Source organism: Cupriavidus sp. H18C2, from assembly GCF_049393795.1.
Taxonomy (GTDB): domain Bacteria; phylum Pseudomonadota; class Gammaproteobacteria; order Burkholderiales; family Burkholderiaceae; genus Cupriavidus; species Cupriavidus pauculus_C.
Genome location: NZ_CP186010.1, coordinates 141,247 through 167,130 on the forward strand (window position 1 = coordinate 141,247; position 25,884 = coordinate 167,130).

At 67.4% G+C, this 25,884-nt stretch carries 19 protein-coding genes and 1 riboswitch; of the genes, 8 read left to right on the plus strand and 11 right to left on the minus strand.

Features of this window, described 5'->3' with window-relative positions; genetic code table 11:
• Window positions 1-6: 6 nt before the first annotated feature.
• A complete protein-coding gene (locus tag EPAKOI_RS00685; RefSeq protein ID WP_423192723.1) occupies window positions 7-825 on the plus strand; it encodes an acyl-CoA thioesterase in 819 nt (272 codons plus the stop codon).
• Window positions 826-828: 3 nt separating this feature from the next.
• Here EPAKOI_RS00685 and EPAKOI_RS00690 read toward each other — a convergent pair whose 3' ends face one another.
• On the minus strand, window positions 829-2,109 hold the full coding sequence (locus EPAKOI_RS00690; protein WP_423192724.1) for a muropeptide transporter: 1,281 nt from the start codon (window positions 2,107-2,109) through the stop codon (window positions 829-831).
• 137 nt (window positions 2,110-2,246) lie between these two features.
• Here EPAKOI_RS00690 and EPAKOI_RS00695 point away from each other — a divergent pair, with 137 nt between their 5' ends.
• Window positions 2,247-3,182, plus strand: a complete 936-nt coding sequence (locus EPAKOI_RS00695) for a M48 family metallopeptidase (RefSeq protein ID WP_124684995.1) — start codon at window positions 2,247-2,249, stop codon at window positions 3,180-3,182.
• A gap of 73 nt (window positions 3,183-3,255) precedes the next feature.
• Here the strand turns inward: EPAKOI_RS00695 and argC are convergent, their stop codons facing one another.
• The 3 genes from argC to EPAKOI_RS00710 form a co-directional block, all read right to left on the minus strand.
• Window positions 3,256-4,203: an N-acetyl-gamma-glutamyl-phosphate reductase gene (gene argC, locus EPAKOI_RS00700; RefSeq protein ID WP_423192725.1), complete on the minus strand. Its 948-nt coding sequence runs from the start codon at window positions 4,201-4,203 to the stop codon at window positions 3,256-3,258.
• Window positions 4,204-4,343: 140 nt separating this feature from the next.
• Entirely contained in the window at window positions 4,344-6,050 is a 1,707-nt protein-coding gene (gene ltrA, locus EPAKOI_RS00705) for a group II intron reverse transcriptase/maturase (protein WP_227458465.1), read from the minus strand.
• Between the two features lie 1,351 nt (window positions 6,051-7,401).
• Window positions 7,402-8,178 carry an exodeoxyribonuclease III gene (locus EPAKOI_RS00710; protein ID WP_423192726.1) on the minus strand — a complete coding sequence of 259 codons (777 nt, stop codon included), beginning with the start codon at window positions 8,176-8,178 and terminating at the stop codon, window positions 7,402-7,404.
• A gap of 30 nt (window positions 8,179-8,208) precedes the next feature.
• Between EPAKOI_RS00710 and pyrE the strand changes: the two genes are divergently transcribed.
• Together pyrE and EPAKOI_RS00720 are read left to right on the plus strand one after the other, a co-directional pair.
• Complete coding sequence (pyrE, locus tag EPAKOI_RS00715; protein ID WP_124682668.1) at window positions 8,209-8,886, plus strand: orotate phosphoribosyltransferase; 678 nt, start codon at window positions 8,209-8,211, stop codon at window positions 8,884-8,886.
• A gap of 184 nt (window positions 8,887-9,070) precedes the next feature.
• Complete coding sequence (locus EPAKOI_RS00720; RefSeq protein WP_423193533.1) at window positions 9,071-10,357, plus strand: DUF3734 domain-containing protein; 1,287 nt, start codon at window positions 9,071-9,073, stop codon at window positions 10,355-10,357.
• A 9-nt stretch (window positions 10,358-10,366) separates the two neighbouring features.
• Here EPAKOI_RS00720 and EPAKOI_RS00725 read toward each other — a convergent pair whose 3' ends face one another.
• From EPAKOI_RS00725 to EPAKOI_RS00740, 4 genes are read right to left on the minus strand one after another with little or no spacing between them, the layout of a single operon-like run.
• A complete protein-coding gene (locus EPAKOI_RS00725; protein WP_124682667.1) occupies window positions 10,367-11,176 on the minus strand; it encodes a polyphosphate kinase 2 family protein in 810 nt (269 codons plus the stop codon).
• 58 nt (window positions 11,177-11,234) lie between these two features.
• Window positions 11,235-12,101: a diaminopimelate epimerase gene (gene dapF, locus EPAKOI_RS00730; protein WP_423192727.1), complete on the minus strand. Its 867-nt coding sequence runs from the start codon at window positions 12,099-12,101 to the stop codon at window positions 11,235-11,237.
• A gap of 14 nt (window positions 12,102-12,115) precedes the next feature.
• On the minus strand, window positions 12,116-13,009 hold the full coding sequence (locus tag EPAKOI_RS00735; RefSeq protein ID WP_124682665.1) for a lipid A biosynthesis lauroyl acyltransferase: 894 nt from the start codon (window positions 13,007-13,009) through the stop codon (window positions 12,116-12,118).
• Window positions 13,006-13,899, minus strand: coding sequence for a lysophospholipid acyltransferase family protein (locus EPAKOI_RS00740; protein WP_124682664.1), 894 nt, complete (start codon window positions 13,897-13,899; stop codon window positions 13,006-13,008). The genes EPAKOI_RS00735 and EPAKOI_RS00740 overlap by 4 nt, the downstream gene beginning before the upstream one ends.
• A gap of 275 nt (window positions 13,900-14,174) precedes the next feature.
• Between EPAKOI_RS00740 and metK the strand changes: the two genes are divergently transcribed.
• Window positions 14,175-15,338 (plus strand): methionine adenosyltransferase, encoded by a 1,164-nt coding sequence (gene metK / locus EPAKOI_RS00745; RefSeq protein WP_124682663.1) that lies wholly within the window; start codon window positions 14,175-14,177, stop codon window positions 15,336-15,338.
• A gap of 167 nt (window positions 15,339-15,505) precedes the next feature.
• Window positions 15,506-16,393, plus strand: coding sequence for a Kdo hydroxylase family protein (locus EPAKOI_RS00750; RefSeq protein ID WP_423192728.1), 888 nt, complete (start codon window positions 15,506-15,508; stop codon window positions 16,391-16,393).
• A 19-nt stretch (window positions 16,394-16,412) separates the two neighbouring features.
• Here EPAKOI_RS00750 and EPAKOI_RS00755 read toward each other — a convergent pair whose 3' ends face one another.
• A complete protein-coding gene (locus EPAKOI_RS00755) occupies window positions 16,413-17,816 on the minus strand; it encodes a coniferyl aldehyde dehydrogenase (RefSeq protein ID WP_423192729.1) in 1,404 nt (467 codons plus the stop codon).
• Window positions 17,817-18,055: 239 nt separating this feature from the next.
• On the opposite strand from EPAKOI_RS00755, the gene EPAKOI_RS00760 reads away from it, so the two are divergent.
• The gene (locus EPAKOI_RS00760; RefSeq protein ID WP_124682660.1) at window positions 18,056-19,738 is read left to right on the plus strand and encodes a GMC family oxidoreductase; all 1,683 of its coding nucleotides are present in this window, start codon (window positions 18,056-18,058) and stop codon (window positions 19,736-19,738) included.
• Window positions 19,739-19,993: 255 nt separating this feature from the next.
• Here EPAKOI_RS00760 and EPAKOI_RS00765 read toward each other — a convergent pair whose 3' ends face one another.
• Together EPAKOI_RS00765 and EPAKOI_RS00770 are read right to left on the minus strand one after the other, a co-directional pair.
• Window positions 19,994-21,535, minus strand: coding sequence for a methyl-accepting chemotaxis protein (locus EPAKOI_RS00765; RefSeq protein WP_423192730.1), 1,542 nt, complete (start codon window positions 21,533-21,535; stop codon window positions 19,994-19,996).
• 181 nt (window positions 21,536-21,716) lie between these two features.
• The gene (locus EPAKOI_RS00770; RefSeq protein WP_423192731.1) at window positions 21,717-23,402 is read right to left on the minus strand and encodes an acyl-CoA dehydrogenase family protein; all 1,686 of its coding nucleotides are present in this window, start codon (window positions 23,400-23,402) and stop codon (window positions 21,717-21,719) included.
• A 251-nt stretch (window positions 23,403-23,653) separates the two neighbouring features.
• Window positions 23,654-23,756, plus strand: a riboswitch (TPP riboswitch).
• Window positions 23,757-23,882: 126 nt separating this feature from the next.
• On the opposite strand from EPAKOI_RS00770, the gene thiC reads away from it, so the two are divergent.
• Complete coding sequence (gene thiC, locus EPAKOI_RS00775; protein ID WP_124682657.1) at window positions 23,883-25,760, plus strand: phosphomethylpyrimidine synthase ThiC; 1,878 nt, start codon at window positions 23,883-23,885, stop codon at window positions 25,758-25,760.
• Window positions 25,761-25,884 lie beyond the last annotated feature (124 nt).

The following is a 25,884-nucleotide window of genomic DNA, read 5'->3' on the forward strand; positions in this document are numbered from 1 at the left end:
GCCCCCATGACATCAGCGCCCCTGCATCCGCTCGACCAAGCCCTGCAACTGGAACCGGCCGGCGAGCATCGCTTTCGCGGCCATACCAGCCAGGCCTACTGGAACATGATCGGGCCGTTTGGCGGCGCCACGGCGGCGGTCATGCTGAGCGCCGCGCTGCGCCACCCCGAGCGGCTGGGCGACCCCAGCGCGCTGACCGTCAACTTTGCCGGGCCGATTGCCGAGGGCGCGTTCGAGGTGGTGGCGCGGCCGTCGCGGACCAACCGGTCCACCCAGCACTGGCACCTGGAACTGTTGCAGAACGGCGAGATCACGACCACCGGCAGCGCCGTGTTTGCCGTGCGCCGCGATACCTGGCGCTGTGGCGAGGCGACGATGCCGGCCGTGCCGGCCGCCGATGCGCTGCCCCCGATGGGCGGCTTTGCCCCGGTGAAATGGCTGGGCAGCTACGACATGCGCGCCGTGCGCGGCGCCAAGCCGACGACCGAGCCCGGCACCGAGCATCCGGACAGCCTGACGCAGTTCTGGCTCCGCGACCAGCCGCCGCGCACGCCGGACTACGCCGCCATGGCGGCCTGGTGCGACGCTTTCTACCCGCGCATCTTCCTCAAGCGCGCGGGCTTCGTGCCGGCCGGCACCGTGTCGCTGACCACCTATTTCCACGCCGATGCGGCCACGCTGGCCGCGCTGGGCCACCGCCACGTGCTGGGCAGCGCGCAGGCGCGCGTGTTCCGGCAGGGCTTCTTCGACCAGACCGCCGAGATCTGGAGCCCCGACGGCGACCTGCTGGCCAGCTCGCACCAGATCGTCTACTACAAGGAATGACCCTCAGGCCGGGCGCGCCACGGCGGCTTCGGCCGGCTCGCGCGCCTGGGCCTCGTAGCGATGCACGGTGCCGCGCATCGCCCAGAGCAGCGCCACGCCGGGCAGCGCCGCGACGACCGTGCCCAGGTAGAACGGCGCCCATCCCCAGGCTTCGACCATGTAGCCCGACGTCGGGCCTACGTAGACGCGCCCGATCGACGCCAGCGCCGACAGCAGCGCGTACTGCGTGGCCGAGAACGACCGGTTGCAGAGCGTCATCAGCAGCGCCACGAACGCGGCCGTGCCCATGCCGCCGCAGATGTTTTCCACCGCGATGGTGGCGGCCATCGTCCACAGGTGCGGCGGCGTCACGGCCAGCATCCAGTAGCCCAGGTTCGACCCGGCCTGGAGCAGCCCGAACAGCATCAGCGACCGGTACAGCCCCAGCCGCACCATCAGCGATCCGCCAAACAGCGCGCCCAGGATGGTGGCCGCCAGGCCCAGCGTCTTGTTGACGATGCCGACCTGGCCGGGATCGAAGCCCAGGCCGCGGATCAGGAACGTGGTGGACAGGCTGCCCGCGAAGGCGTCGCCAAGCTTGTAGAGCACGATCAGCAGCAGCAGCCACCACGCGCCCTGCCGGCCGAAGAAGTCGCGCAGCGGGCCCAGCACGGCCTCTTCGAGCGAACGCGGCGCGCGCGCCGGCGCATCGGGTTCGGGCGCCCAGAACAGCGTGAGCAGCCCAACCCCCATCAGCCCGGCCATCAGCAGGTACATGTTCGACCAGCCGAGCACGCGGTCCGCCAGATACAGCGCCAGCCCGCCCGACACCAGCATCGCCAGCCGGTAGCCCAGCACCTTCACGGCCGCCCCGGCGCCGCGCTCGGCGGGGCGCAGCACGTCGGTGCTGTAGGCATCGAACACGATGTCCTGCGACGCCGACAGGAAGGCCACCAGCGTGGCCAGCGCGGCCAGCGTCCAGAGGGCCTGCTGCGGCGGGCAGAACGCCATGGCCGCGATGCTGGCCACCAGCCCGAGCTGCGTCACCAGCAGCCAGCCGCGCCGGCGCCCCAGCAGCGGCGGCGTGTAGCGGTCCATCAGCGGGGCCCACAGGAACTTGAAGATATACGCCTGCCCCACCAGCGAGAAGAAGCCGATGGTCTTGATGTCGAGCCCTTCCACGGTCATCCAGGCCTGCAGGGTGCCCGATGTCAGCGCCAGCGGCAGGCCCGAGGCAAAGCCGAGCGTGAGCATGGCGCCGATGCGGCGGTTGCGGAAGATGTCGAGGTAGGTATGGAAATTCATGATGGGGTGGCGCCGGGGCTGGCGTGTATTATTGCATCACCGTCCGCGCCGCCCCGCGGACTTTTCACGTACGCTTGGTGCCGTATCCGCGCCTGCCCGCGCGCCGGCCGCCCGTTCATCCCATCCTGCCCCAGATCATGCGCCAGTCCTGCCTGCGTCCCATGCTCGCCGCCGTGGCCTGTGCCATGGCGCTGCCCGCCCTGGCCCAGGAGGTGGCGCTGGTGGCCGCGCCCGACGACGGCGTGCGCGTGGAGCGCCGCTATTCGAAAGTACGCGAGATCGTGCCGATGGAGGTCATCGACCAGCAGGCCGCCCGCGAGTACGAGCAGGTCAAGCAGGAAGCCATCGCGCGCCGCACGCTGCTGGACGACGACCACCCGCAGGTGCGGCGGCTGCGCGAGATCGGCATCCGGCTGCTGCCGCAGACCGTGCTCTGGAATCCGCGCGCCGGCCGCTGGCCGTGGGAAATCAACGTGATCCGCGCCAAGCAGGTCAATGCGTTCTGCATGCCGGGCGGCAAGATGGCCGTCTACACCGGGCTGCTGGACGACCTGAAGCTGACCGACGACGAAGTGGCCGTGGTGATGGGGCACGAGATTGCCCACGCGCTGGAAGAGCACGCGCGCCAGCGCGCGGCGCAGGCCGAGATCTCGAACCTGGGCGCCAACGTGGTGTCCCAGCTCACCGGGTTTGGCAACCTGGGCAACATGGATATTGGCTCGAACGCCAGGATGCTGTCGCTTCGGTTCTCGCGCGCGGAGGAAACCGAGGCGGACCTGATCGGCATGGATATCGCCGCCCGCGCCGGCTACGACCCCCGCGCGGCCATCACGCTCTGGCAGAAGATGGGCAAGTTCCTGCAGGCCGGCGACGAGTTCACGTCGACCCATCCGTCCGGCCGCACCCGCATCGCCGTGCTGGAGGCGCACATGAAGGAAGTGCTGCCGCTGTACGCCAGCAGCATGAACATGCCGATGGAAAAACTCGCGCCTTACCAGCCGAACATGGCCAACCTGGGCGGCGCGCCGGTCGACGCCGGCGACGAGGACCGCATGCGGCCGCTCAAGCCATGAAAAAACCGGCTCCGAGGAGCCGGTTTTGTTTTGCGGGCCGGGAAGGGGGCGCCTTCCCGCGTCGCCGCCGCGCTCAGGCCGCCAGGCCCGTGGCCTCGTCGGCGCCGATGCGCACGTTCATGCACTGCACGGCCGCGCCGGCGGCACCCTTGCCCAGGTTGTCCAGGCGCGCCACCAGGTTGAGCTGGTCGGCGTTGCCGAACACGAACAGGTCCACGCGGTTGGTGTCGTTGCTGCCCTGGACGTCGAAGAAGCCCTTGTCCAGGTTCTCGTCGCTGTTGTACGGGTGCACGCGCACGAACTGCTCGCCTTCGTAGTGCTTGCGGTAGATGTCCAGGATGGCCTCGGCATCGGCCTGGCGCGACAGCAGCGACGGGTACACCGGCACCGTCACCGACAGGCCCTTCAGGAAGTTGCCGACGATCGGGTTGAAGATCGGCGCCCGCGCCAGCCCGCCCTGCACGCGCATTTCCGGCAGGTGCTTGTGCGCCAGGCCCAGCGCGTACGGACGCGGGCTCATCAGCTTCGGGTTACCGCCCGCCTCGAACTCGGCAATCATCGACTTGCCGCCGCCGCTGTAGCCGGTCAGCGAGAACGCCGAGACCGGGTAGTCGGCCGGCATCAGCCCGGCTTCCACCAGCGGGCGCACGGCCAGCACGAAGGCGCTGGCGTGGCAGCCCGGCACCGCGATGCGGTTGCTGGCGCGGATCTTGTCGCGCTGGCCGCGCGTCAGCTCGGGCAGGCCATACGCCCAGTCGTCGGCGGTACGGAACGCCGTGCTGGCGTCGATCACGCAGGTATCGGGGTTCGTGACCAGCGAGACGGCCTCGCGCGAGGCAACGTCCGGCAGGCACAGGAAAGAGACATCCGAGGCGTTCAGGAAGCGTGCGCGCTCCTGCGGGTCCTTGCGCTTGTCATCGGCAATGCGCAGCAGCTCAACATCGGAGCGACCCGAGAGATAGTCAAGCAGCCGGAGACCCGTGGTGCCTTCCTGACCATCGACGAACACTTTGAAAACCATGGCGGACTCACTGTGAAAAATGCGAAGAGTCTCCTGTCCTGGGGGGCGGGAGGGTAGGAGCATACCATTGCTGGCCTGCTCCCCCCTAAGAACCGTACGTGCGAGTTTCCTCGCATACGGCTCAAGCCTTCACAAAGTGCTCAAGAGACATCAAACACCGGCTTCACAACGGTTCTACCGTGCTGGTGTACCTGGATATGACAGTTCGGATGCAGCAATACTCGATTTCCTAGAGCGTCCGACCCACCGTGGGCCCGGTAGACGATGTGGTGGTCATCCCACCCGGTCTCTTTGGTTATCTTGCACTGACACACCGCGCACAAGCCCCGCTGGTCGACATACAGCTTGATCCACTGTTTCCGGTGAGACATGTTTTCCAACATGCGGTCCCGGCGTAGATTTTCGCCATACATTTCCTGCGCTGGATCGAAGGGGTTGAACTCCCCTCGAATCTTCTTGTGCCTTCTAATGGGCGTGCTGGCAAGCGAGTACAACTCCTGCCAACGCCGTTCCCCATCATCTTCCACAAACTCGGTCCCGAACACCCAGTTCCGATCGCCAAACGACGCGAAGTACTTCTTCCGCACCCATTCGGCATTCTTTCCTCGGTGCCGCCGTTTCGCCCACCAGAGCAGAGCGCGGAAGATACTGCGCTCCATTTTGTTGAACGACTCTTTCGCCACAACTGGACTGTGATACTGTGCCCAGCCTCTCAGCATCGGGTTCAGCAGGCGGATAAGATTCTCCTGCTTTGCCGTCTTATTGGCGCTGATGACCTCCTTCACCTTGCGGTAGAACGCTTGCGCGTTTTTCTTGCTCGGTTTGATGAGCAGCGTTCCCGAGTACTTCCGGAAATTCCACCCGAGGAAGTCGAAACCCTCGGCTATGCTGACGATCCGCGTTTTCTCCGTGGACAGTGAAAGCCCCCGTGTTGCTAGGAACCTTTCTACCCACGGTTTCACTTCGTTAGCTAATACCTCCGGCGTGTTGCCGGTGATTACGAAGTCGTCCGCGTAACGTACAACATTGACCTTGAGCCGCTTCGCGTTGTTGACGCCCAGTGTCGTCCGTAAGAACTCCACCAGTTGCCGTTCCAACCCGTTTAGCGCCACGTTTGCCAAGGTTGGGGAAATAATGCCCCCCTGTGGCGTACCGGCTTCGGTCGCCTGAAACTGGCCCTGAAATACCACGCCAGCTTTCAACCACTTCCGAAGGATTGCTTTGTCCATTGGGACATTGCGCTCCAGCCAGTCATGGCTGATGTGGTCGAAGCACCCGCGGATATCCGCCTCTAGTACCCATTGGGCCGAAGCCTTTTGGGATAAAGAGACGAAAAGCTGGGACATGGCATCCGCCGTGGATCGATTGATCCGGAACCCATAAGAGTTCGGATCGCTTGTCCCCTCGGACACCGGCTCCAGCGCCAGCAGATACAGCGCCTGCATGGCCCGGTCCAACATGGTCGGAATACCCAGAGGGCGTTCCTTTCCATTAGCTTTGGGAATGAAGACCCGCCGCAGTGGCAGAGGTCGATACCCCCGGCGCTTCAACCGTCCGATGGCTTGCCACCGAACTTCAGGCGAGTCCCAGAGCTCGCGGTCGACACCTGCCGTCCGCTTACCTTGGTTCTCCGTCACTCGTCGTACCGCCGATGCCTTGGCGGAGAACGAGCGGGTCAGAGACCGTTGCAGGGCTTTCACCCTGCGCCAATCCCTTTCCTGTGTCGCCTTCGCAATTCGAATCTGCATTGCCCGGACATTCCGGTCGACGCAGCGCCAATTGATGTCGCCCCATCGTTGCGGAATGCCGGAGGGCGCAGATTCATCCTCGCGGATCAATGCTTCCATGCTGCTCTCCTATCTTGAGGACTTCCCCAAACAGCAGAGACAACATGCCCCTTGAGGGGCATGTCACCCCCCAAGGGAAGAAAATTAAACAAGCGAGTTCAGTCAGCCGTCTTGCGACGAAAGACCAGTTGGAAGTCTGCCCGCTTTCGCGTGGGATGATGTTTCAACCCCTATCCGGATCATTACAACCCGGCGTTCGCTTTTTCCAACCTCCCATACCCGCACAGCCGACAGCGTTCCTTGCGGTTCGCCTGCCAGAGCCATACTGCGCTCCGGCAGCCATACGGGCTTACCACGTTCCCTGCGCGTTACAAGACCGGGTTAGGGCCTGCCTCTCCACCGGTGGTCTGTTGACGACGTATCCCGAGTTCTCAGCGGAATATCCGACCACGTACCTTTTGGTTAGTGCCTATCAGCAGCTTTGGCACAGCAATGCTCACGGTGTTTAACAGCAGTTCACTTACATTACCCATACCAGTCAGCCTGGCTCCTCGACCCCATTGCTGCTCGGAGTCTCTACGCCCCTATCTCACGATAGGGACGCACCCTTGCGGGGGCTACGTTGTCAGGAGAGCTTCATACCCCGCCGTTACCAGCGACGCATGTCTCCCTAGGCTACTGTCAGTCGCATGACAGGTTCTCTATCGAGGCACCCTCGCGGGCGTACTCGACCGAACCATAACGCGCAGAGCTATACGCTCCGGGGAAACCTCACTTCATTACTTGAGTGCCGCCATGTCGGCAGGCGCTTGACGGAAGAGGGGCCCTTGCGGGCTCATGTCTCCGTCCCAAAGGCGTAGCGCCGATCCTGCTGGATCGGTTTAAATGCTATGTGGCTTTTGCGCAACAAAAACAGCCGTCGCACGTCCGCCCGCACCCTCCTTGGAGGGGCGTTTATAGGGAATCTGCCCAAAGGCGAGCGTCCCCACCTTTGGGCAATGGCTGGAAATCCATCCAGCAAATAGCAAGCTGCGAGTTGACCGATACGCTGGCCTTCCCACAACACATGGACTCGCTCCAGCCTTGCGGCCGGGCTTGTCAAAGCAAGAAATGGTTGAGATTGGACGGTTCAGGCCAAAGCCTTCTCCTTGTCTCAACAGAGGTCGATGCTCTTAACGTAGAGCTGCCGGACACGAAGTGCGTGTCGCACGAGAACCTGCATTGTAGCGAGGTTGGGGGCCGGACGTGGGGTTTACGCCAAAACCGCCGTTGCGATCTGGCGCAGTTCCGTCGTGGCGAAAAATCGCCAAGTCGGTTCCGCACCCGGACCTGCTGGAGGAACCGCGCTCCATCTGACGCATGACGCAGGCACGGCCACCCGCCGGCCGCCGCGCCAGGGGTCACGCCGGCATCACAACGGAAAATCGTAGTCGATCGACAGCGGCGCGTGGTCGCTGAACTTCTCGTCCTTGTAGATGGCGCAGGCCTTGGCCGTGGCGGCGATCCTGGCGGTTGCCAGGTGGTAATCGATACGCCACCCGACGTTCTTGGCATAGGCCTGGCCGCGGTTGCTCCACCACGTGTACTGCTCGGGGCGCGGGTCGAGCTGGCGGAAGACGTCGACGTAGCCGTGGCTGTCGAACAGCGCGCCGATCCACGCGCGTTCCGCGGGCAGGAAGCCGGAGTTCTTCAGGTTGCCCTTCCAGTTCTTGATGTCGATTTCCTTGTGCGCGATGTTGACGTCACCGCACAGCACAATCTCGCGGCCGGTGGCCTTGAGCTGGAGCAGGTGGGGCAGGAACGCTTCCATGAATCGGAATTTCGCCAGTTGGCGTTCCTCGCCGCTGGAGCCGGACGGCACGTAGACCGAGATCACCGCAAGGTGCGGATACTGCACCTCGACGTAGCGGCCTTCGGCGTCGAACTCGGCGCAGCCGAACCCGGTCACCACGCGCTCCGGCTGGTGGCGCGTGTACAGGCCCACGCCGCTGTAGCCCTTCTTCTCGGCGTAGTGGAAGTAGCCGTGGTAGCCATGTGGCGCCAGGAAGGCGTCGGTCATGTCGGCCTGCTGGGCCTTCAGTTCCTGCACGCAGACCATGTCCGCGTCCTGCTTGCCCATCCAGTCGAAGAAGCCCTTCTTGTGGGCCGAGCGGATGCCGTTGAGGTTGGCGCTGATAATCCGTAACATCTCGGGAAATTTTGAATTCAGAGAGAAAAGATGACGCAGCAGACCACGCCGGACGCCCTGAGCCAGACCTTCATCCGCTTTGCGCTGGACGCGGGCGTGCTGTCCTTTGGCGAATTCGTGACCAAGGCCGGCCGCAAGTCGCCGTATTTCTTCAACGCCGGGCTGTTCAACCAGGGCGCGATGCTGGGCCAGGTGGCGCAATTCTACGCGAAGACCCTGATCAACTCGGGCGTGCAGTTCGACGTGCTGTTCGGGCCGGCGTACAAGGGCATCACGCTGGCATCGGCCACGGCGGTGGCGCTGGCCGGCATGGGCCGCGACGTCGGGTTTGCCTACAACCGCAAGGAAGCCAAGGACCATGGCGAAGGCGGCACGCTGGTTGGCGCGAAGCTGCAGGGCAAGGTGGTGATCGTCGACGACGTGATCTCGGCCGGCACCTCGGTGCGCGAGTCGATGCAGATGATCCGCGCGGCCGGCGCGGAGCCGGCGGCGGTGCTGATCGCGCTGGACCGCATGGAAAAGAGCGGCACCGCCGACGACATCGGCACCCATTCGGCCGTCCAGGACGTGCAGCGCGAGTACGGCGTGCCGGTCATCGCCATCGCCACGCTCAAGGACCTGCTGGCGTACCTGGATGCCTCGCAGGACCCCGCGCTGGGGAACTCTCGCGACGCTGTCGCGGCCTATCGTCAGAAGTACGGCGTCTGACCTGGAACCAGGGCCCCGCACGGGGCCTTTTTCTTTGGTGGACGAAACATTCCCGGCGGTCATTCAGCGGAGCAACGGCGTGGCGACAAAACGCGTGGCGCGGCAAGGCGCGGCGAAGGCAAGGACGGAAACAACGGACGTGAGCGGGCAGGCGCGGCCCCCGAGGCAGGCGATCCAGCGCGAAATGGGCGCGCAGGTGCCGCCACCGCAGGATTCCGCGCCCGCCGCGGCCACGCCGGCCGAGGCGAAACGCCCGGCGCGCCGCAAGGCCGCGCTACCGCTGGAACACTGCGCGCCGGACGCGCCGCCGCACGAGGGTCCTGCCCACGAGGCCTATGGCATCCGCGCGCTCGTGCTGCAGGGCGGCGGGGCGCTGGGGTCGTACCAGGCCGGCGTCTACCAGGGGCTGGCCGAGGGCGGCATCCATCCGAACTGGGTGGCGGGCATCTCGATCGGCGCGCTGAACGCGGCGGTGATCGCCGGCAATCCGCCTGAGACGCGCGTCGCGCAGCTTCGCGCGTTCTGGGAATACATCTGCGCCCAGCCGTGGCTGCCGGGGCTGCCGCTGGACCTGCTGACGGAAGCCGCGCCGCTGTGGCCGGAGCCGATGCGCGTCTGGTTCGACAGCCTCAACGCCACGCGCGCGCTGCTGGAAGGCCAGCGCGGCTTCTTCTCGCCGCGCGCCATCACGGACCTCTGGGCGCGCTTCGACGATCCGGGCAGCGCCAGCTACTACGACACCGCGCCGCTCAAGGCCACGCTCGAACGGTTTGTCGATTTCGACCGGGTCAACCGGCCCAGGGAGATGCGGGTGTCGGTGGGCGCGGTGAACGTGCGCACCGGCAACTTCGCGTACTTCGACAACACGCGCATGACGCTGCGGGCCGAGCATTTCATGGCGTCGGGCGCGCTGCCGCCCGGTTTTCCGGCCGTGGAGATCGATGGCGAGTACTACTGGGACGGCGGGCTGGTTTCGAACACGCCGCTGCAGGAGGTGCTGGCCGCACAGCCGCGGCGCGACGCGCTGATCTTCCAGGTCGATCTGTGGAGCGCGCGCGGCAAGCTGCCGCACAACCTGCTGGACGTGGCCGAGCGCCAGAAGGACATCCAGTATTCCAGCCGCACCCGCGCGATCACCGACTACATGCGCGAGCAGCAGAACTACCGCCGGATGCTCAGCGAGCTGATGGCGCTGGTGCCGCCCTCGAAGCGCGACGACCCGTGGTTCCGCCGCGCCGCCGACCACGCCTGCGACGCGCGCCGCAACGTGATCCAGCTCATCTACCGCGACAAGACCTTCGAAGGCAGCGCCAAGGACTACCAGTTTGGCGTGTTGACGATGCACGAGCACTGGTCCAGCGGGCTCGACGATATCCGCGACACGTTGAAGCACCCCCACTGGCTGGCGATGCCCAGCGCCGAGCGCCCGTTCGTCACCCACGACGTACATCGCGGCAACGGCGACACCTGACGCGCGCCGCTACTCGACGACCACCTTGGCCAGTTCCGGCTTGGGTGGCGGGTAGTCGGGCCGCAGTTGGTCAAAGGTGGTCTTGAGGATGTCCGCGACCACCAGGTTGCGGTGGCTCTTCGAATCGGCCGGGACGATGTACCACGGGCTCTGCGGCGTGGCCGTGGCCGCGATGGCGTCCTCGTAGGCGCGCTGGTATTCCTTCCAGAACTTGCGCTCGGCCAGGTCCTGCATGTCGAACTTCCAGTGCTTCTGCGGATCGGCAATGCGCTGCTCCAGCCGCTGCTTCTGCTCGTCCTTCGAAATGTGCAGGAAGCACTTGACGATCGTGGTGCCCGTTTCCACCAGCATTTGCTCGAACTCGCGGATCTGCCGGTAGCGGCGCTTGCATTCTTCGTCGTCGATCCAGCCATGCACGCGCGTGATCAGCACGTCTTCGTAGTGGCTGCGGTTGAAGATCACGATCTCGCCCTTGCGCGGCACCTGCGCGTGCACCCGCCACAGGTAGTCGCGCGCCAGTTCCTCGGGTGTCGGCGACTTGAAGCTGGCGATGCGGATGCCCAGCGGATCGAAGCTGCGGAACACCGATCGCACGGTGCCGTCCTTGCCGCTGGTATCCATCCCCTGCAGCACGATCAGCAGCTTGTGCCGGTGCTCGGCGTAGAAGACGTCCTGCACGGCATCGAGCTGCTGGGCCAGCTCTCCCAGCCGCGCCTCGTCGGAAGCCTTGCTGCCCGTGGACAGCGGCTTGCCGCCCGCGTCGAAGTTCGCCAGCTTGAAACCCTTGCCGGCGGTGATACGAAAATCGTCCAGCGTCATGCGCGCTCCCGGTGACCGTGCGTTCGATCCGCCATGGTCGGGCAAGCCGCTGGTGGCGTCAATCGCCGAGCGCGTCGAGGTCGATGGTGCCGTCGAACACCGTGGTGGCGGGGCCGGTCATCTGCACGGGCTGGCCGGGGCCTTGCCACGCGATGGTCAGGTCGCCGCCGTGGGTGTGGACCGTGACCGGCGAATCGAGCAGGCCGCGCTGGATGCCGGCCACTACGGCCGCGCAGGCGCCCGTGCCGCAGGCCAGCGTCTCGCCGGCGCCGCGCTCGAAGACGCGCAGGTTGATCGTGTGGCGGTCGGCGATGGCCATGAAGCCCGCGTTGACGCGGTTCGGGAACGCCTTGTGGTGCTCGATGACGGGGCCGTCCTGCAGCACGGGAAACTGCTCGACGTCGTCCACCACCTGCACCGCGTGCGGGTTGCCCATCGACACGGCCGAGATCCATTCGGTACGGCCGTTGATCTCCAGGCCGTAGAGCGTGTCGGCGCCTTCGGTGCGCGTGGGCAGGCCGTCGGCCAGGAACGGTACGCGCGCCGGCGTCAGTTCCGGCGCGCCCATGTCCACGGTGACCTGCCCGTCGTCCTGCAGCGTCAGCGTGATCACGCCGTTCATCACCTCCACGCGCACCGAGCGCTTGTCGGTCATGCCCTTGTCGGTGACAAAGCGTACGAAGCAGCGGGCGCCGTTGCCGCAGTGCTCCACCTCGCCGCCATCGGCATTGAAGATCCGGTAGCGGAAGTCGACGTCGTCGCGTGACGATTTCTCCACAATCAGGATCTGGTCGGCACCAATGCCGAAGTGGCGGCTGGCCAGCGCGCGCCATTGCGCTTCGGTCAGGTCGAGCTTCTGGTGGATGCCGTCCAGCACGATGAAATCGTTGCCGGCGCCGTGCATCTTGGTGAACTGGAGTTTCATGGTGCCGATTGTAGTCAGTAGATGTCCGGTTCGCCGGGCGGCCGGTGCTTGAAGCGCTTGTGCACCCAGTAGTAGTCGGCCACGCGCGGGCGGATGGCTTCCTCGAAGAAGGCGTTCATGCGGCGCGTGTCGTCGGTCACGCTCTCGCCGGGGTAGTTGTCCCACGGCGGCAGCAGGTGCAGCACGTAGCCCTGGTAGTCGGGCAGCTGCTCGGTATAGATCGGCACCACCTTGGCGCCGGCCAGCCGCGCCAGCCGCGACACCGCAGTCAGCGTCAGCGCCTGCACGCCGAAGAACGGCACGAACTCGGAGTCGCGCTCGCCAAAATCCATGTCCGAGATCAACTGCAGGGCCTCGCCCTTCTTGAGCACGCGCAGGATGTTCCGCACGCTGTCATTGCGCGAGATCATGTTGGCGCCAAAGCGGCCGCGCGCCACTTTCAGGAAGTCGTCGAACAGCTTGTTCTTCTGCACGGTGTACAGCGACGCGCCCGAGCGGCCCACGTGGTCGCGCAGGTGCATGGTCAGGCGGATGGCGCCCGCTTCCAGCCCGGACAGGTGCAGCGTCACGAGGATGTGGGGCTGGCCGTCCAGCGCCAGCAGGTTGCCGTGATCCTTGATCTGGACCAACTCGCGCATCTTGGCCTCGCCGCAGGTCCAGAAGATGCCGCCTTCGGCAAAGCTGCGGAACACCTTGCGGTAGCTCTCGCGCGCCAGCGCGTCGATCTCGGCGTCGCTGTGGTCCGGGAAGCACAGGCGCAGGTTGGCGCGGACCACCTCGCGGCGCGGGTTCGGCACCAGGTAGAGGACGCTGCCGAGCGCCTCGCCAAAGCGGGCCACAAAGGCGTACGGGAGTTTGCCCAGCACCGTCAACAGGCCGATGCCGAGCCAGGTAAGAAAGCGGCTCATTGATTCTCGTCGTTGGTGACCGCCGCGCCGGCGTCGGCCATGGCGGGCGGCAGTCCGGCGCCGGCCGGATGCTTGTAGCGGTTATAGCCCCACAGGTACTGGGTCGGATCGATCGCGATCAACTGCTCGATCGCGGCGTTGATCGCGGCCGATGCCTGCGCGGGGTCGTCGGGCAGCATGCCGCCGTCGCACAGCACCCGCAGGTGGCCCCGGTAGCCCACGCCGCGCGGCAGGCGCTCGGCAAAGACGGCGACGATCGGCGCGCGCGTCAGTTGCTGCAGCCGGTGCACCAGCGTCATCGAATAGGCCGGCTTGCCATAGAACGGCGCCCAGGTGCCCTCGCCGGCACTTGGCACCTGATCGGGCAGGATGCCGACCGCTTCGCCGCGCTTGAGCGCCTTGACCAGCATCCGCACGCCGCGCGGCGTGGCGGGCGCCATGGCGATGTCCTGCCGCGTGCGCATCCGCTCGATGAACTCGCGCAGCCACGGCTGATGGGGCGGCTTGAACAGGCACGTGACGCGGCGCGTCAGCGCGTGGTGCTGGGGCAGCACCTCGAAGCAGCCCAGGTGCGGGGTCAGGATGATCACGCCGTTGCCGGCCGCGCCGAGCCGGCCGGTCTCGGCCCACATCGCGTCGAAGCCGTCGGTGCGCACCGTCAGCTTGCGGCGGCTCCAGAAGTACGGCATCTCCATGATGAGCCGGCCGGTGTGGCGCGCGGACTCGGCGATCATCGCGTCGGTCGCCTGCGGGTAGGCGTGCCGGAAGTTCTCCACGAGCCGGCGCCCGTAGCGGCCGGGCAGGCGGGCCACCAGCAGTCCCAGGGCGCCGCCAATCGCGTGCAGCAGCCGCAGGGGCAGGCGGGAAATGAGCCAGAACAGGAAGGTCATGTCGATCGCAAAATCGGCCGATAAAGCAGAGGCATCAGAAAAACCTGAATCGCCGCAAGGGCATTCGAAAACCGCCAGCCGATGCGGCCGTTAATCCGTTCAGCACGGCAGGCTGCAACAGATGCGGCAGGCCGGTATAATACCCGCCATCGCCGAGTTAACTGACAACTTGCGGGGCGATGCCGCTCTACCCGGGTGGCCTGAAAATACCGCTAAAGCGTCGCCGCACCGTTTCAAAGGGTGGCACGCAATAGCCAACCTGGAGAAACCAGATCGTGTCGAACGATTTCCTCTTTACTTCGGAATCTGTCTCCGAAGGCCATCCCGACAAAGTCGCTGACCAGATTTCGGACGCTGTCCTGGACGCCATCCTGTCCCAGGACAAGTACGCCCGTGTGGCGGCCGAGACCCTTTGCAATACCGGCCTCGTGGTGCTGGCAGGCGAAATCACCACGACCGCGAATGTCGACTACATCCAGGTCGCCCGCGACACCATCAAGCGCATCGGCTACGACAACACCGACTACGGCATCGACTACAAGGGCTGTGCCGTGCTGGTGGCGTACGACAAGCAGTCGCCCGACATCGCCCAGGGCGTGGACCGCGCCTCGGACGACTACCTGAACCAGGGCGCCGGCGACCAGGGCCTGATGTTCGGCTACGCCTGCGACGAGACGCCGGAACTGATGCCGTTCCCGATCTACTACTCGCACCGCCTGGTGGAGCGCCAGTCGCAGCTGCGCCGCGACGGCCGCCTGCCCTGGCTGCGCCCGGACGCCAAGTCGCAGGTGACCGTGCGCTACGTGGACGGCCGCCCGCACAGCGTGGACACCGTGGTGCTGTCGACCCAGCACTCGCCGGACATCTCGCAGGCGCAGATCCGCGAAGCCGTGATCGAGGAAATCATCAAGCCGGTGCTGCCGGCCGACATGCTCAAGGACACCAAGTACCTGGTGAACCCGACCGGCCGGTTCGTGATCGGCGGCCCGCAGGGCGACTGCGGCCTGACCGGCCGCAAGATCATCGTCGACACGTACGGCGGTGCCTCGCCGCACGGCGGCGGCGCGTTCTCGGGCAAGGACCCGTCGAAGGTGGACCGCTCGGCCGCCTACGCCGCCCGCTACGTGGCCAAGAACGTGGTGGCCGCCGGCCTGGCGCGCCAGTGCCAGGTGCAGGTCAGCTACGCAATCGGCGTGGCCCGCCCGATCAACGTCACCGTGTACACGGAAGGCACCGGCAAGATCTCCGACGAGAAGATTGCCGAACTGGTGCTGGAGCACTTCGACCTGCGTCCGAAGGGCATCGTGCAGATGCTGGACCTGCTGCGCCCGATCTACGAGAAGACCGCCGCCTACGGCCACTTTGGCCGCGAGGAGCCGGAGTTCTCGTGGGAAGCCACCGACAAGGCCGCCGCGCTGCGCGCCGCCGCCGGCCTGTAAGCGCCTGGGCGCCAGGCCACCCGCCGGTCCGCCGGCTGCGGTGGCCGACGACCCCGCCGGTCCCCCTGGGACCCGCGGGGTTTTTTGTTGCCCCGGCGCCACGCGGGCGGCGGCGCCCGTGCGGAGTAGAATCCGGTCAACCTGAATTCGAGATTCAAGACACTGCCATGGCCCTGGACCTGATCCGCACCCAGCCCTATACCGACTGGTCACCCGAGGTAGCGCCCGAGACGCGTGCCGCGCTGCGCCGGGGGCTGGAGCAGGGTGCCGTGCTGTACTTCCCGCACCTGCGGTTCCAGTTCCAGCCGGGCGAGGAACGCTTTCTCGACCCGCGCTACTCGGACGGCAAGTCGAAGAACATCAACCTGCGCGCCGACGAGCGGGCCGTGCGCGGCGCGGCCGGGACCGAGCAGGACCTGGCCGACCTGTACAGCCTGATCCACCGCTACGCCACGTCGAGCGAGTCGCTGATCCATGCGCTGTTTCCCGAGTACGCGGGGCATATGACGCGCGCGGGCACGTCGCTGCGTCCGAGCGAGATTGCCGGCCGCCCGGTGAGCTGGCGCAAGGACGACACGCGGCTGCACGTGGACGCCTTCCCGTCCAATCCGATGCTCGGCAAGCGGCTGTTGCGCGTGTTCCACAACATCGATCCCGAGGCGCCGCGCGTGTGGCGCGTGGGCGAGCCGTTCGGCGATTTTGCGCAGAAGTTCGTGCCCAGGACCCACGGCATGTGGCCCGGGCAGGCATGGCTGATGAAGACGCTGCACATCACCAAGCGCGCGCGCAGCGAGTACGACCACCGGATGCTGCAGCTCCACGACCTTGCCAAGGCCGACCTGGACTACCAGAAGACCGTGCCGCAGCAGGAATTCCACTTCCCGCCGGGCGCCACCTGGATCGTGTTCAGCGACCAGTTGCTGCACGCGGCCATGCGCGGCAAGGCGATGATGGAGCAGACGATCTACCTGGACCCGGCCGCCATCGGCGACCGGACCCATTCGCCGGAAGCGGTGCTGTCCCGCATGCTGGGCCGGCCGATGCTGGCGGCCTGAGCGCCGGCCCCGCGCGGGGCTAGCGCATCAGCAGCTTGAGCATCGACGCGAACCGTGCGCCATAGGGCGGCTTGAGCAGCCCGGCGCCGTTGAGCCCGGACTGGTAGAACACGGGCTTGAGCTTCGAGAACGTCTCGAAGCCGGCCTGGCCGTGATAGCAGCCCATCCCGCTCGGCCCCACGCCGCCAAACGGCAGGCCGTCCTGCGCGATGTGGAACAGCGTGTCGTTGACGGTCACGCCGCCGGCCACGGTCTGCCGCATCACGCGGTCCACCACGTCGCCCCCCTTGTCGAACACATACAGCGCCAGCGGGCGCGGCCGCGCGTTGACGTACGCGAGGGCGTCGTCCAGGCTGGCGTAGCCCACCACCGGCAGCACCGGCCCGAAGATTTCCTCCTGCATCACGCGCAGGTCGTCCGGCACATCGGCCAGCAGCACGGGCGGCAGGCGCCGCGCGGCGGCGTCGGGCGCGGCATCGGTCAGCGGCACCACGCGGGCGCCGGCGGCCTGCGCGGCGTCCACCAGCGACACCAGGCGGTCGAAATGCCGCGGGCTGATGATGCTCGTGTAGTCGGGGTTGCGGGCGATGTCGGGGTAGAGCCGCGTCACCACGCGGCGCGCGGCGTCGATCAGGCGGTTGCGCTGGGCGTCGGGCACCAGCACGTAATCGGGCGCGATGCAGGTCTGGCCGGCGTTGAGCAGCTTGCCCACCAGAATGCGCTCCACGGCGCGCTCGAAATCGGCACCCGGGCCGATGATCGCGGGCGACTTGCCGCCCAGTTCCAGCGTCACCGGCGTCAGGTTGGCGGCGGCGGCCTTCATCACGTTATGGCCGACACTCGTCGAGCCCGTGAACAGCAGGTGGTCGAACGGCAGCGCGGTGAACGCGGCGGCCATGTCGGCATCGCCATTGACCACGGCCACCTCGTCGGGCGCGAACGACGCCTGCACCAGCCGCGCGAACAGCTCGGAAAACGCCGGCGTGTACTCGGACAGCTTGATCATGGCCCGGTTGCCCGCCGCCAGCGCGCCGGTCAGCGGCCCGATGGTCAGGTAGAGCGGGTAGTTCCATGGCACGACGATGCCGACCACGCCCAGCGGCTGGGGCATCAGGCGCGACCTGCCGGGCTGGAACCAGAGACCGGTCTTCGCCCGGCGCACGCGCATCCAGCGCTTGCCGTGCCGCAGTGCGTCATCGATGCCGGACAGGCTCGGAAACACTTCCAGCAGCGCCGTTTCCTGGCGCGGCCGATTGGTGAAATCGGCATGGATGGCCGCGGCGATGGCGTCGTGGTGGTCGCGCACCAGCGCCTTGAGCCGGCGCAGCCGGTCGGCGCGCAGGGCCCAGGCCGGCGCCTGGTCGTGGCGCGACGCCGCGTGCATGGCGTTGAACACCGTGGACATGGCGGGCACTTCTCTCATCGGCGGTCTCCTCGGTTGGCGCGACCCGTATTCCATGGGCCATCGCGCACCATATGCCAGCCCGCCCGTTATATCAATGGAGGATGGCTCCCAAACGCCGGCGTGCGGCAGCGCGCGCGGGCGGCGCGGGTGTCGGGGTTGCCCCGCTTCACCCGGCTGGCGGCAGCGCCTAAACTGGATTTTTCCCGGCATGGTCCGCCGGGGCAGGGCACCGGCACCGGGCACACGCGGGGAGACAGATGGAAACGACTTTCGACTATCTCGTGGTGGGGGCCGGATCGGCCGGCTGCGCGCTGGCGGGCCGGCTGGCCGACAGCGGCGCCGACAGCATCGCGCTGCTGGAAGCCGGCGCGCACGACCACCATGTGCTGGTACGCACACCTGCCGGCTGCGCGGCCATGCTGCCGCGCGCCGGCGCGCGCAACTATGGCTTCCAGACGGTGCCGCAGGCCGGCCTGGCCGGGCGGCGAGGCTTCCAGCCGCGCGGACGCGGGCTGGGCGGGTCGTCGGCCATCAACGCGATGATCTACATGCGCGGGCGCCCGGCCGACTACGACGACTGGGCGGCCGCCGGCTGCGACGGCTGGTCGTGGGACGACGTGCTGCCGTACTTCCGCCGCGCCGAATGCAACGAGCGCGTGGCCGGCCATGACGACGATCCGCTGCACGGCGGCACCGGCCCGCTGCACGTGAGCGACCTGCGCTCGCCGAATCCGTTCGGTCAGCATTTCATCGATGCCGCGCAGATGGCGGGCATCGTGCGCAACGACGACTTCAACGGCGAGGAACAGGAGGGCGCGGGCTGGTTCCAGGTGACCCAGCACAACGGCGAGCGCTGGAACGCCGCCCGGGCCTACCTGCACGGCGGCAACGCGCGCGACCGGCACTGCAACGGCGGGCGCAGCCATCTGCATGTGATGACGGGCATGCAGGTGCTGCGCATCCTGTTCGAGCACCGGCGCGCGGTGGGCGTGCTGGCCTGGCGCGACGGCCAGGAGGTGGTGCTGCGCGCGCGCCGCGAGGTCATCGTGTCGGCCGGCGCGTTCGGATCGCCGCAACTGCTGATGGCGTCGGGCGTGGGGCCGGCCGCGCACCTGCGCGAGCACGGCGTGGCCGTGGTGCACGACCTGCCCGGCGTGGGTGGCAATCTGCAGGACCACCTGGACGTGATCGTCCACAAGCGCGTGGCGGCGCCGGAACTGTTCGGCGTGTCGCTGGGCGGCGCGCGGCGGCTGATCGGCGAATGGCTGCGCTACCGGCGCGACCGCAGCGGCATGATGACGTCGAACTTCGCCGAGGCCGGCGCGTTCGTGCGCAGCCGGCCGGGGCTGCCCGAGCCGGACCTGCAGCTGCACTTCGTGATCGGCATGGCCGACGACCATATGCGGCGCGTCAATCTGGGCCATGGCTATTCGTGCCACGTCTGCGTGCTGCGCCCACGCAGCCGGGGCGAGGTGCGGCTGGCATCCGCCGACATGCGCGACGCGCCGCGCATCGATCCGCGCTACCTGTCCGATCCGCAGGACATGGATGACCTGCTGGAGGGGCTGCGCATCGTGCGCCGCATCGTCACGCAGCCACCGCTGGCCCGCTTCGGCGGCCGGGAGCTGTATTCCGACGCATTGCGGCTGGATGGCACCGACGACGACACCGCGCGCGCCTGGATCCGCGAGCACGCCGACACGATCTACCACCCGGTGGGCACCTGCCGCATGGGCATGGACGCGCTGGCGGTGGTGGACCCTCAGTTGCGCGTACGCGGCGTCGAGGCGCTGCGCGTGGTTGACGCTTCGATCATGCCGACACTGATCGGCGGCAACACCAACGCCCCCGCCATCATGATCGGCGAACGCGCCCACGATCTGATCCGCTACGCACCACACGTGACGCTACGGATCAGGGAGGCGGCGGTGGCGGATTGAGGGTTGGGGGTTTTTTCCCGCACGCGGGGGCAGGGGGCCAGCGGTGCAAACCGCGACCAGTCGGCAAGCAGACGCTCAACGCCCTCACCCCCAGCCCCTCTCCCGCTGGCGCGGGAGAGGGGAGCAAACCAGCGGTCGACGCCCAGTCTGAAGCCGGATGCCCAGTCTGAAGCCCCTGTGTTGTCTCCCCTCTCCCGCACGCGGGAGAGGGGCCGGGGGAGAGGGCCAGCGGTGCAAATCGCGACCCGCCACCCGTCACCCCCGCATCTGGAACTGTCCCACCATGTCGCGCAGGCGGCCGGCCTGTTCGTCCAGCGATTGCGCGGCGGCGGCGGCTTCTTCGACCAGGGCGGCGTTTTGCTGCGTGACCTGGTCCATCTGGCCGACGGCGTGGCCGACCTGGTCGATGCCGGCGCTCTGTTCCTGCGAGGCGGCCGAGATCTCGGCGATGATGTCGGACACGCGCTTTACGGCCTGGCGGATGTCGGTCATGGTCTTGCCGACTTCCTCGGCCTGCGTGGAGCCGGTGCGTACCGTGTCCACCGACGCCTCGATCAGTTCCTTGATCTCCTTGGCCGCGCTGGACGACCGCTGCGCCAGGCTGCGCACCTCGCCGGCCACCACCGCGAAGCCGCGGCCCTGTTCGCCGGCGCGTGCTGCTTCCACGGCGGCGTTGAGCGCCAGGATGTTGGTCTGGAAGGCGATGCCCTCGATCAGGTTCGTGATCTCGGCGATGCGCTCCGAGCTGGTGCTGATGGCGCCCATCGTGCCCACCATCTGCTGCACCGAATGATTGCCTTCGTCTGCCACCAGCGCGGCGTTCGATGCCAGCGACGACGCCTGGCGCGCGTTCTCGGCGTTCTGCCGCACGGTGGCGGTCAGTTGCTCCATGCTCGACGCGGTTTCTTCCAGCGACGCGGCCTGCTGCTCGGTGCGCGACGACAGGTCGACGTTGCCCGCCGCGATCTGCGCCGCCGCCACGCTGACCGAATCGGTCGAGCGCCGCACTTCGCGCAGCGTGCCGGCCACGCGGTCGATCAGCGCGTTGAAGGACTGCGCGGTCAGGCCGATCTCGTCGAGCCGGTCCACCGGCGCGCGGTGGTCCAGGTCCAGCGTCTGGCTGACGTGGGCCAGCGTGCCCTGGATTTCCGCCAGGCTGCCGCGGATGCGACGGTACAGGCCCAGCGCCAGGAACGCGGTCAGCGCCACGGCGATGACGATCACGGCCGAGAACACGCGCACCGACGTCTGGTGCCGTGCCTTGTTGCGGGCCACGGCCTCGTCGCCGAGCCTGGTGTTGTACTCCAGGTGTTCGTCGAGCGCCTTGCGGACGGCCGACGACGCCACGTGCACCGGGCCGCTCGTAATCATCTGCTGGGTGGCCTCGAAATCGTTGTTGCGCGATTTCTCCAGGAACGGGCCGAACTGGTCGCGGTACGCCTTCATGGCCGCGCGGTCGGCTTCCAGCAGCTTGCGGTCGGTGTCGTCGGAGATGTCGTCGCGCTCGTACTTGGCCAGCAGCGCGTCAAAGCGCTGGTTGGCCTTGTCGAGCATGGCCTCGGCGTCGGCCTTGGCCTTGATGTCGGCCGTCATCGCATGGCGGTAGAGCGACACGCGGACGCTGGCCAGCGCGCCGCTGAGGTTGTTCAGGTCGCGCACGCTGGCGAGCGTGTTGTCGTTGAAGTATTCGAAGCGTTCTTCGGACTCGTTCATCTGCCAGATACCGCCAAGGCCGACGAACAACAGGGCGAGTAAAGCCAGGGACAGCGTGAGAAGCAGGCGTTTGCTGATATTCATGAGGGGGTGGCGGCCCGCGTTGCTTGGCGCGGCCGTCCGTTGTGGGCGACTTGGTTTTCGCAGGCGGGCGGGGAGCCCGTCGCCACAACGTTTACGGCAGGGGCCGTCACTGCTGAAGCGGCCCATGGTGCCTTGCAGCAACCGCTGTGCGATTTCCGCACAGCGGTGCCGCCGGCGCCCTTCAGGCCGGCCAGGCGCGCGTTGCGATGCGCTGCAGGGTGGCGTTATCGGCATCCAGCGTGCCGAACACGCGGCCGTGCTGGCGGCCCAGGCGGCTGGCGACGAACTGCGCGGCCGACTCCGGATGCGCGTGCGCGATCATCAGCGCGGCCTGCGCGGTCAGCACCAGCCCCTGCGCCAGGCGGCGGGCGCTGCCTTCGAGCGATTCCGCCGGGCCGTGCAGCATGGCCTGCAGCGACGCCAGTTCGGCCCGCACCGCCGCGTCGCCGTTGGACAGCCGCGCAAGGTCCTGCAGGACCCGCGCGCCGTCGTCGGGATTGCGCTGTAGCGCGCGCAGCACATCCAGGCACATGATGTTGCCCGAGCCTTCCCAGATCGAATTGACCGGCGCCTCGCGGTACAGCCGCGCCATCGGGCCTTCCTCCACGTAGCCGTTGCCGCCCCAGACCTCCATGGCCTCGCCGGTGGCTTCCAGCGCGCGCTTGCAGATCCAGAACTTGGCGGCCGGCGTCATCACGCGCTTCCAGGCGGCGGCCAGCGGGTCGGCGTCGGCGTGCTCGAACGCGTGGGCCAGCGCCATCATCATCTGCGTGGCGGCCTCGGATTCCAGCGCCAGGTCCGCCAGCACGTTGCGCATCAGCGGCTGGTCGGCCAGCACGCGGCCGAATGCCATGCGATGGCGCGCGTGGTGCAGCGCCTGCACCAGCCCGGCCCGCAGCAGCGCGGCGCTGCCGATCACGCAGTCGAGCCGGGTGTTGGTGGCCATCTCGATGATGGTCGGGATGCCGCGGCCTTCCTCGCCGATCAGGATGCCCGTGGTGCCGCGGAATTCCACCTCGCTGCTGGAATTGGAGCGGTTGCCGAGCTTGTCCTTGAGTCGCTGGATCAGGATGGGGTTCTTGCTGCCGTCGTCGCGGAAGCGCGGCACGAAGAAGCACGACAGCGGGCCGTCGGCCGCGCCCATCCGCGCGACGACCAGGTGCGCGTCGCACATCGGCGCCGAGAAGAACCACTTGTGGCCGGTCAGTGCATATTCGGCCCCGCGCCCGTCGCCGCGTACCGGCAGCGCCACCGTGGTGTTGGCGCGCACGTCGGAGCCGCCCTGTTTCTCGGTCATGCCCATGCCGATCATCACGGCCGTCTTGTCGCGCCAGGGCAGGTCGCGGGCGTCGTGCCCGGTATCGAACAGCCGCGGCGCCAGGTCGCCAAACAGCGCCGGCTCCTTGGACAGCACCGGGATGCTCGCGAACGTCATCGTCGTGGGGCACAGCGAGCCCGATTCCACCTGGGCCTGCAGGAAGTAGCCGGCGGTGCGCGCCGCCCAGGCGCCGGGGCGCGGCTGCGCGAACGGCAGCGCCTGCAACTGCTGGCTGCGCAGCAGCGCCAGCAACTGGTGCCAGGCGGGATGAAACTGCACGGTGTCGATGCGCTCGCCGGTGCGGCTGTGGGTGTGCAGCTCGGGCGCGTAGCGGTTGGCGTCGGCGGCCCAGGCCTGCACCTCGGGTTCGCCCAGCCGCGCGCCGTAGCCGTCCAGCGCGTCGGCATGCCAGCCGCCGCCCAGCCGGTCCAGCGCCGCGCGCAGCCCGGGGTCCGACGCGAACAGGTTGTAGTCGGCCAGGTCGGGCACCTGGTTGAACACGCTGTGGGTCTGCGCGCTGCCGGCGTCGGCAACGGATGTGGCGGTCATGGCATCTCCTGGGTCCGCAATGCGTCTCGGCACGGGGCGGGCTGCGGCCATGGTACGGCAACTCGGCGGTTCGCAATACCGAGGCAACCCTCGGGCACGCGGGCGCCAATCGGTTGCGAATGGGCCCCCGCGCGCCGCCGATCCGCGCCGGTCTTGCTGCATGGCAGCATGATTTCGATACCGGTGCGCACGGCTGACGCAACAGATTTCGGCTGGCGCCCCGGTGGGGCTTGTGCTTAAATTCACCCCGTTGGATGAAACAGGGGTGCCGTCCGGATGGGCCGGGCGCGCTGAGAGAGTCCCTTCGAACCCGATCCGGCTAGTACCGGCGTGGGAAGTTTCACAAAACCGAATTGCTCCTGTCCCGCGGGAATTCCGCGAATTGCCGCACCGGGACGCCGCCGCCGGCTGCCAGCCGCGCGGGCCGGTCTCACAGGGCTCCTGGTTTCGTCCATCCCCGCAAGAGAGAGGACGACACCCATGGCCCGTACTGCCCCCGCCGCATCGTTCGAATCGCTGGAAAGCGATCTGGACCAGAAATTCGCCTACCCGGCTTCCAGCAAGACCTACCTCGTGGGCAGCCGCCCCGACATCCGCGTGCCGCTGCGCACGATCCTGCAGACGGCCACCCGCACCGAGAAGGGCGAGATGGCCAACCCGCCGATTCCCGTCTACGACACCTCGGGCCCGTACAGCGACCCGGACGTCCATATCGACCTGAAGGCCGGCCTGCCGCCGGTGCGCGCCCAGTGGATTGCCGAGCGCGGCGATACCGAGGTGCTGCAGGGCCTGTCGTCGGAATACGGCCAGGCGCGCGCCAATGACCCGGCCACCGCCCACCTGCGCTTCTCGCAGCTGACGAACCCGCGCCGCGCCAAGGCCGGCGCCAACGTGTCGCAGATGCACTACGCGCGCCGCGGCATCATCACGCCCGAGATGGAATACGTGGCGCTGCGCGAATCGCTGAATCTCCAGGCGCTGTACGACAAGCCCGAGTACAAGGCCCTGCTGCGCCAGCACCCGGGCAACGCGCTGGGTGCGGCGCTGCCGCTGCGTCCGGAGGACATGACGCCGGAATTCGTGCGCCGCGAAGTGGCCGCCGGGCGCGCCATCATCCCCGCCAACATCAACCACACAGAGCTGGAGCCGATGGCGATCGGCCGCAACTTCCGCGTCAAGATCAACGGCAACCTCGGCAACTCGGCCGTGACGTCGTCGCTGGCCGAGGAAGTGGAAAAAATGGTGTGGTCGATCCGCTGGGGCGCCGACACGATCATGGACCTGTCCACCGGCAAGCACATCCACGAGACCCGCGAGTGGATCCTGCGCAACTCGCCGGTGCCCATCGGCACGGTGCCGATCTACCAGGCGCTGGACAAGACCGGCGGCATCGCCGAGGACCTGACCTGGGAAATGTTCCGCGACACGCTGATCGAGCAGGCCGAGCAGGGCGTGGACTACTTCACCATCCACGCCGGCGTGCTGCTGCGCTACGTGCCGATGACGGCCGACCGCGTGACGGGCATCGTGTCGCGCGGCGGCTCGATCATGGCCAAGTGGTGCCTGGCGCACCACAAGGAAAACTTCCTGTACACGCACTTCGACGAGATCTGCGAAATCATGAAGGCGTACGACGTGTCGTTCAGCCTCGGCGACGGCCTGCGCCCCGGTTGCATCGCCGATTCGAACGATGACGCCCAGTTCGGCGAACTGCGCACGCTGGGCGAGCTGACCGCCAAGGCGTGGGAACACGACGTGCAGGTGATGATCGAGGGCCCGGGCCACGTGCCGCTGCAGCGCATCCAGGCCAACATGGACGAGGAACTGAAGCACTGCTACGAAGCCCCGTTCTACACGCTGGGGCCGCTGGTCACGGACATCGCGCCGGGCTACGACCACATCACCAGCGGCATCGGCGCCGCCAACATCGGCTGGATGGGCACCGCCATGCTGTGCTACGTCACGCCGAAGGAACACCTGGGCCTGCCGGACAAGGAAGACGTGCGCGAGGGCATCATCACTTACAAGATCGCCGCCCATGCCGCCGACCTGGCCAAGGGCTGGCCCGGCGCGCAGTTGCGCGACAATGCGCTGTCCAAGGCACGCTTCGAGTTCCGCTGGGAAGACCAGTTCAACCTGGGCCTGGACCCGGAGCGCGCGCGGTCGTTCCACGACGCGACGCTGCCGGCCGAAGGCGCCAAGATCGCCCACTTCTGCTCGATGTGCGGGCCGAAGTTCTGCTCGATGAAGATCACGCAGGAAGTGCGCGACTACGCGGCGTCGCTGCCGGACGCCCAGCGCGGCATGGAGGAAAAGTCGATCGAGTTCGTCAAGTCGGGCGCCAAGATCTACTCGTAAGCCCCATCCACGCCGTACCTTGCAGGACGGGCGGGCGCCCATGCGGCGTCCCGCCCCGCAGTACCGCAGTACAGAGTCCCGCGCGCGGCGCCCCCACGCGGCGCGGCGGTATTCACCCAACAGG

What these genes read in the sequence shown, in the direction of transcription:
- EPAKOI_RS00685 (WP_423192723.1), top strand. Translation starts at nt 7, where the DNA reads ATGACATCAGCGCCCCTGCATCCGCTCGACCAAGCCCTGCAACTGGAA.
- EPAKOI_RS00690 (WP_423192724.1), bottom strand. Translation starts at nt 2,109, where the DNA reads ATGAATTTCCATACCTACCTCGACATCTTCCGCAACCGCCGCATCGGC.
- EPAKOI_RS00695 (WP_124684995.1), top strand. Translation starts at nt 2,247, where the DNA reads ATGCGCCAGTCCTGCCTGCGTCCCATGCTCGCCGCCGTGGCCTGTGCC.
- argC (WP_423192725.1), bottom strand. Translation starts at nt 4,203, where the DNA reads ATGGTTTTCAAAGTGTTCGTCGATGGTCAGGAAGGCACCACGGGTCTC.
- ltrA (WP_227458465.1), bottom strand. Translation starts at nt 6,050, where the DNA reads ATGGAAGCATTGATCCGCGAGGATGAATCTGCGCCCTCCGGCATTCCG.
- EPAKOI_RS00710 (WP_423192726.1), bottom strand. Translation starts at nt 8,178, where the DNA reads ATGTTACGGATTATCAGCGCCAACCTCAACGGCATCCGCTCGGCCCAC.
- pyrE (WP_124682668.1), top strand. Translation starts at nt 8,209, where the DNA reads ATGACGCAGCAGACCACGCCGGACGCCCTGAGCCAGACCTTCATCCGC.
- EPAKOI_RS00720 (WP_423193533.1), top strand. Translation starts at nt 9,071, where the DNA reads ATGGGCGCGCAGGTGCCGCCACCGCAGGATTCCGCGCCCGCCGCGGCC.
- EPAKOI_RS00725 (WP_124682667.1), bottom strand. Translation starts at nt 11,176, where the DNA reads ATGACGCTGGACGATTTTCGTATCACCGCCGGCAAGGGTTTCAAGCTG.
- dapF (WP_423192727.1), bottom strand. Translation starts at nt 12,101, where the DNA reads ATGAAACTCCAGTTCACCAAGATGCACGGCGCCGGCAACGATTTCATC.
- EPAKOI_RS00735 (WP_124682665.1), bottom strand. Translation starts at nt 13,009, where the DNA reads ATGAGCCGCTTTCTTACCTGGCTCGGCATCGGCCTGTTGACGGTGCTG.
- EPAKOI_RS00740 (WP_124682664.1), bottom strand. Translation starts at nt 13,899, where the DNA reads ATGACCTTCCTGTTCTGGCTCATTTCCCGCCTGCCCCTGCGGCTGCTG.
- EPAKOI_RS00750 (WP_423192728.1), top strand. Translation starts at nt 15,506, where the DNA reads ATGGCCCTGGACCTGATCCGCACCCAGCCCTATACCGACTGGTCACCC.
- EPAKOI_RS00755 (WP_423192729.1), bottom strand. Translation starts at nt 17,816, where the DNA reads ATGAGAGAAGTGCCCGCCATGTCCACGGTGTTCAACGCCATGCACGCG.
- EPAKOI_RS00760 (WP_124682660.1), top strand. Translation starts at nt 18,056, where the DNA reads ATGGAAACGACTTTCGACTATCTCGTGGTGGGGGCCGGATCGGCCGGC.
- EPAKOI_RS00765 (WP_423192730.1), bottom strand. Translation starts at nt 21,535, where the DNA reads ATGAATATCAGCAAACGCCTGCTTCTCACGCTGTCCCTGGCTTTACTC.
- EPAKOI_RS00770 (WP_423192731.1), bottom strand. Translation starts at nt 23,402, where the DNA reads ATGACCGCCACATCCGTTGCCGACGCCGGCAGCGCGCAGACCCACAGC.
- thiC (WP_124682657.1), top strand. Translation starts at nt 23,883, where the DNA reads ATGGCCCGTACTGCCCCCGCCGCATCGTTCGAATCGCTGGAAAGCGAT.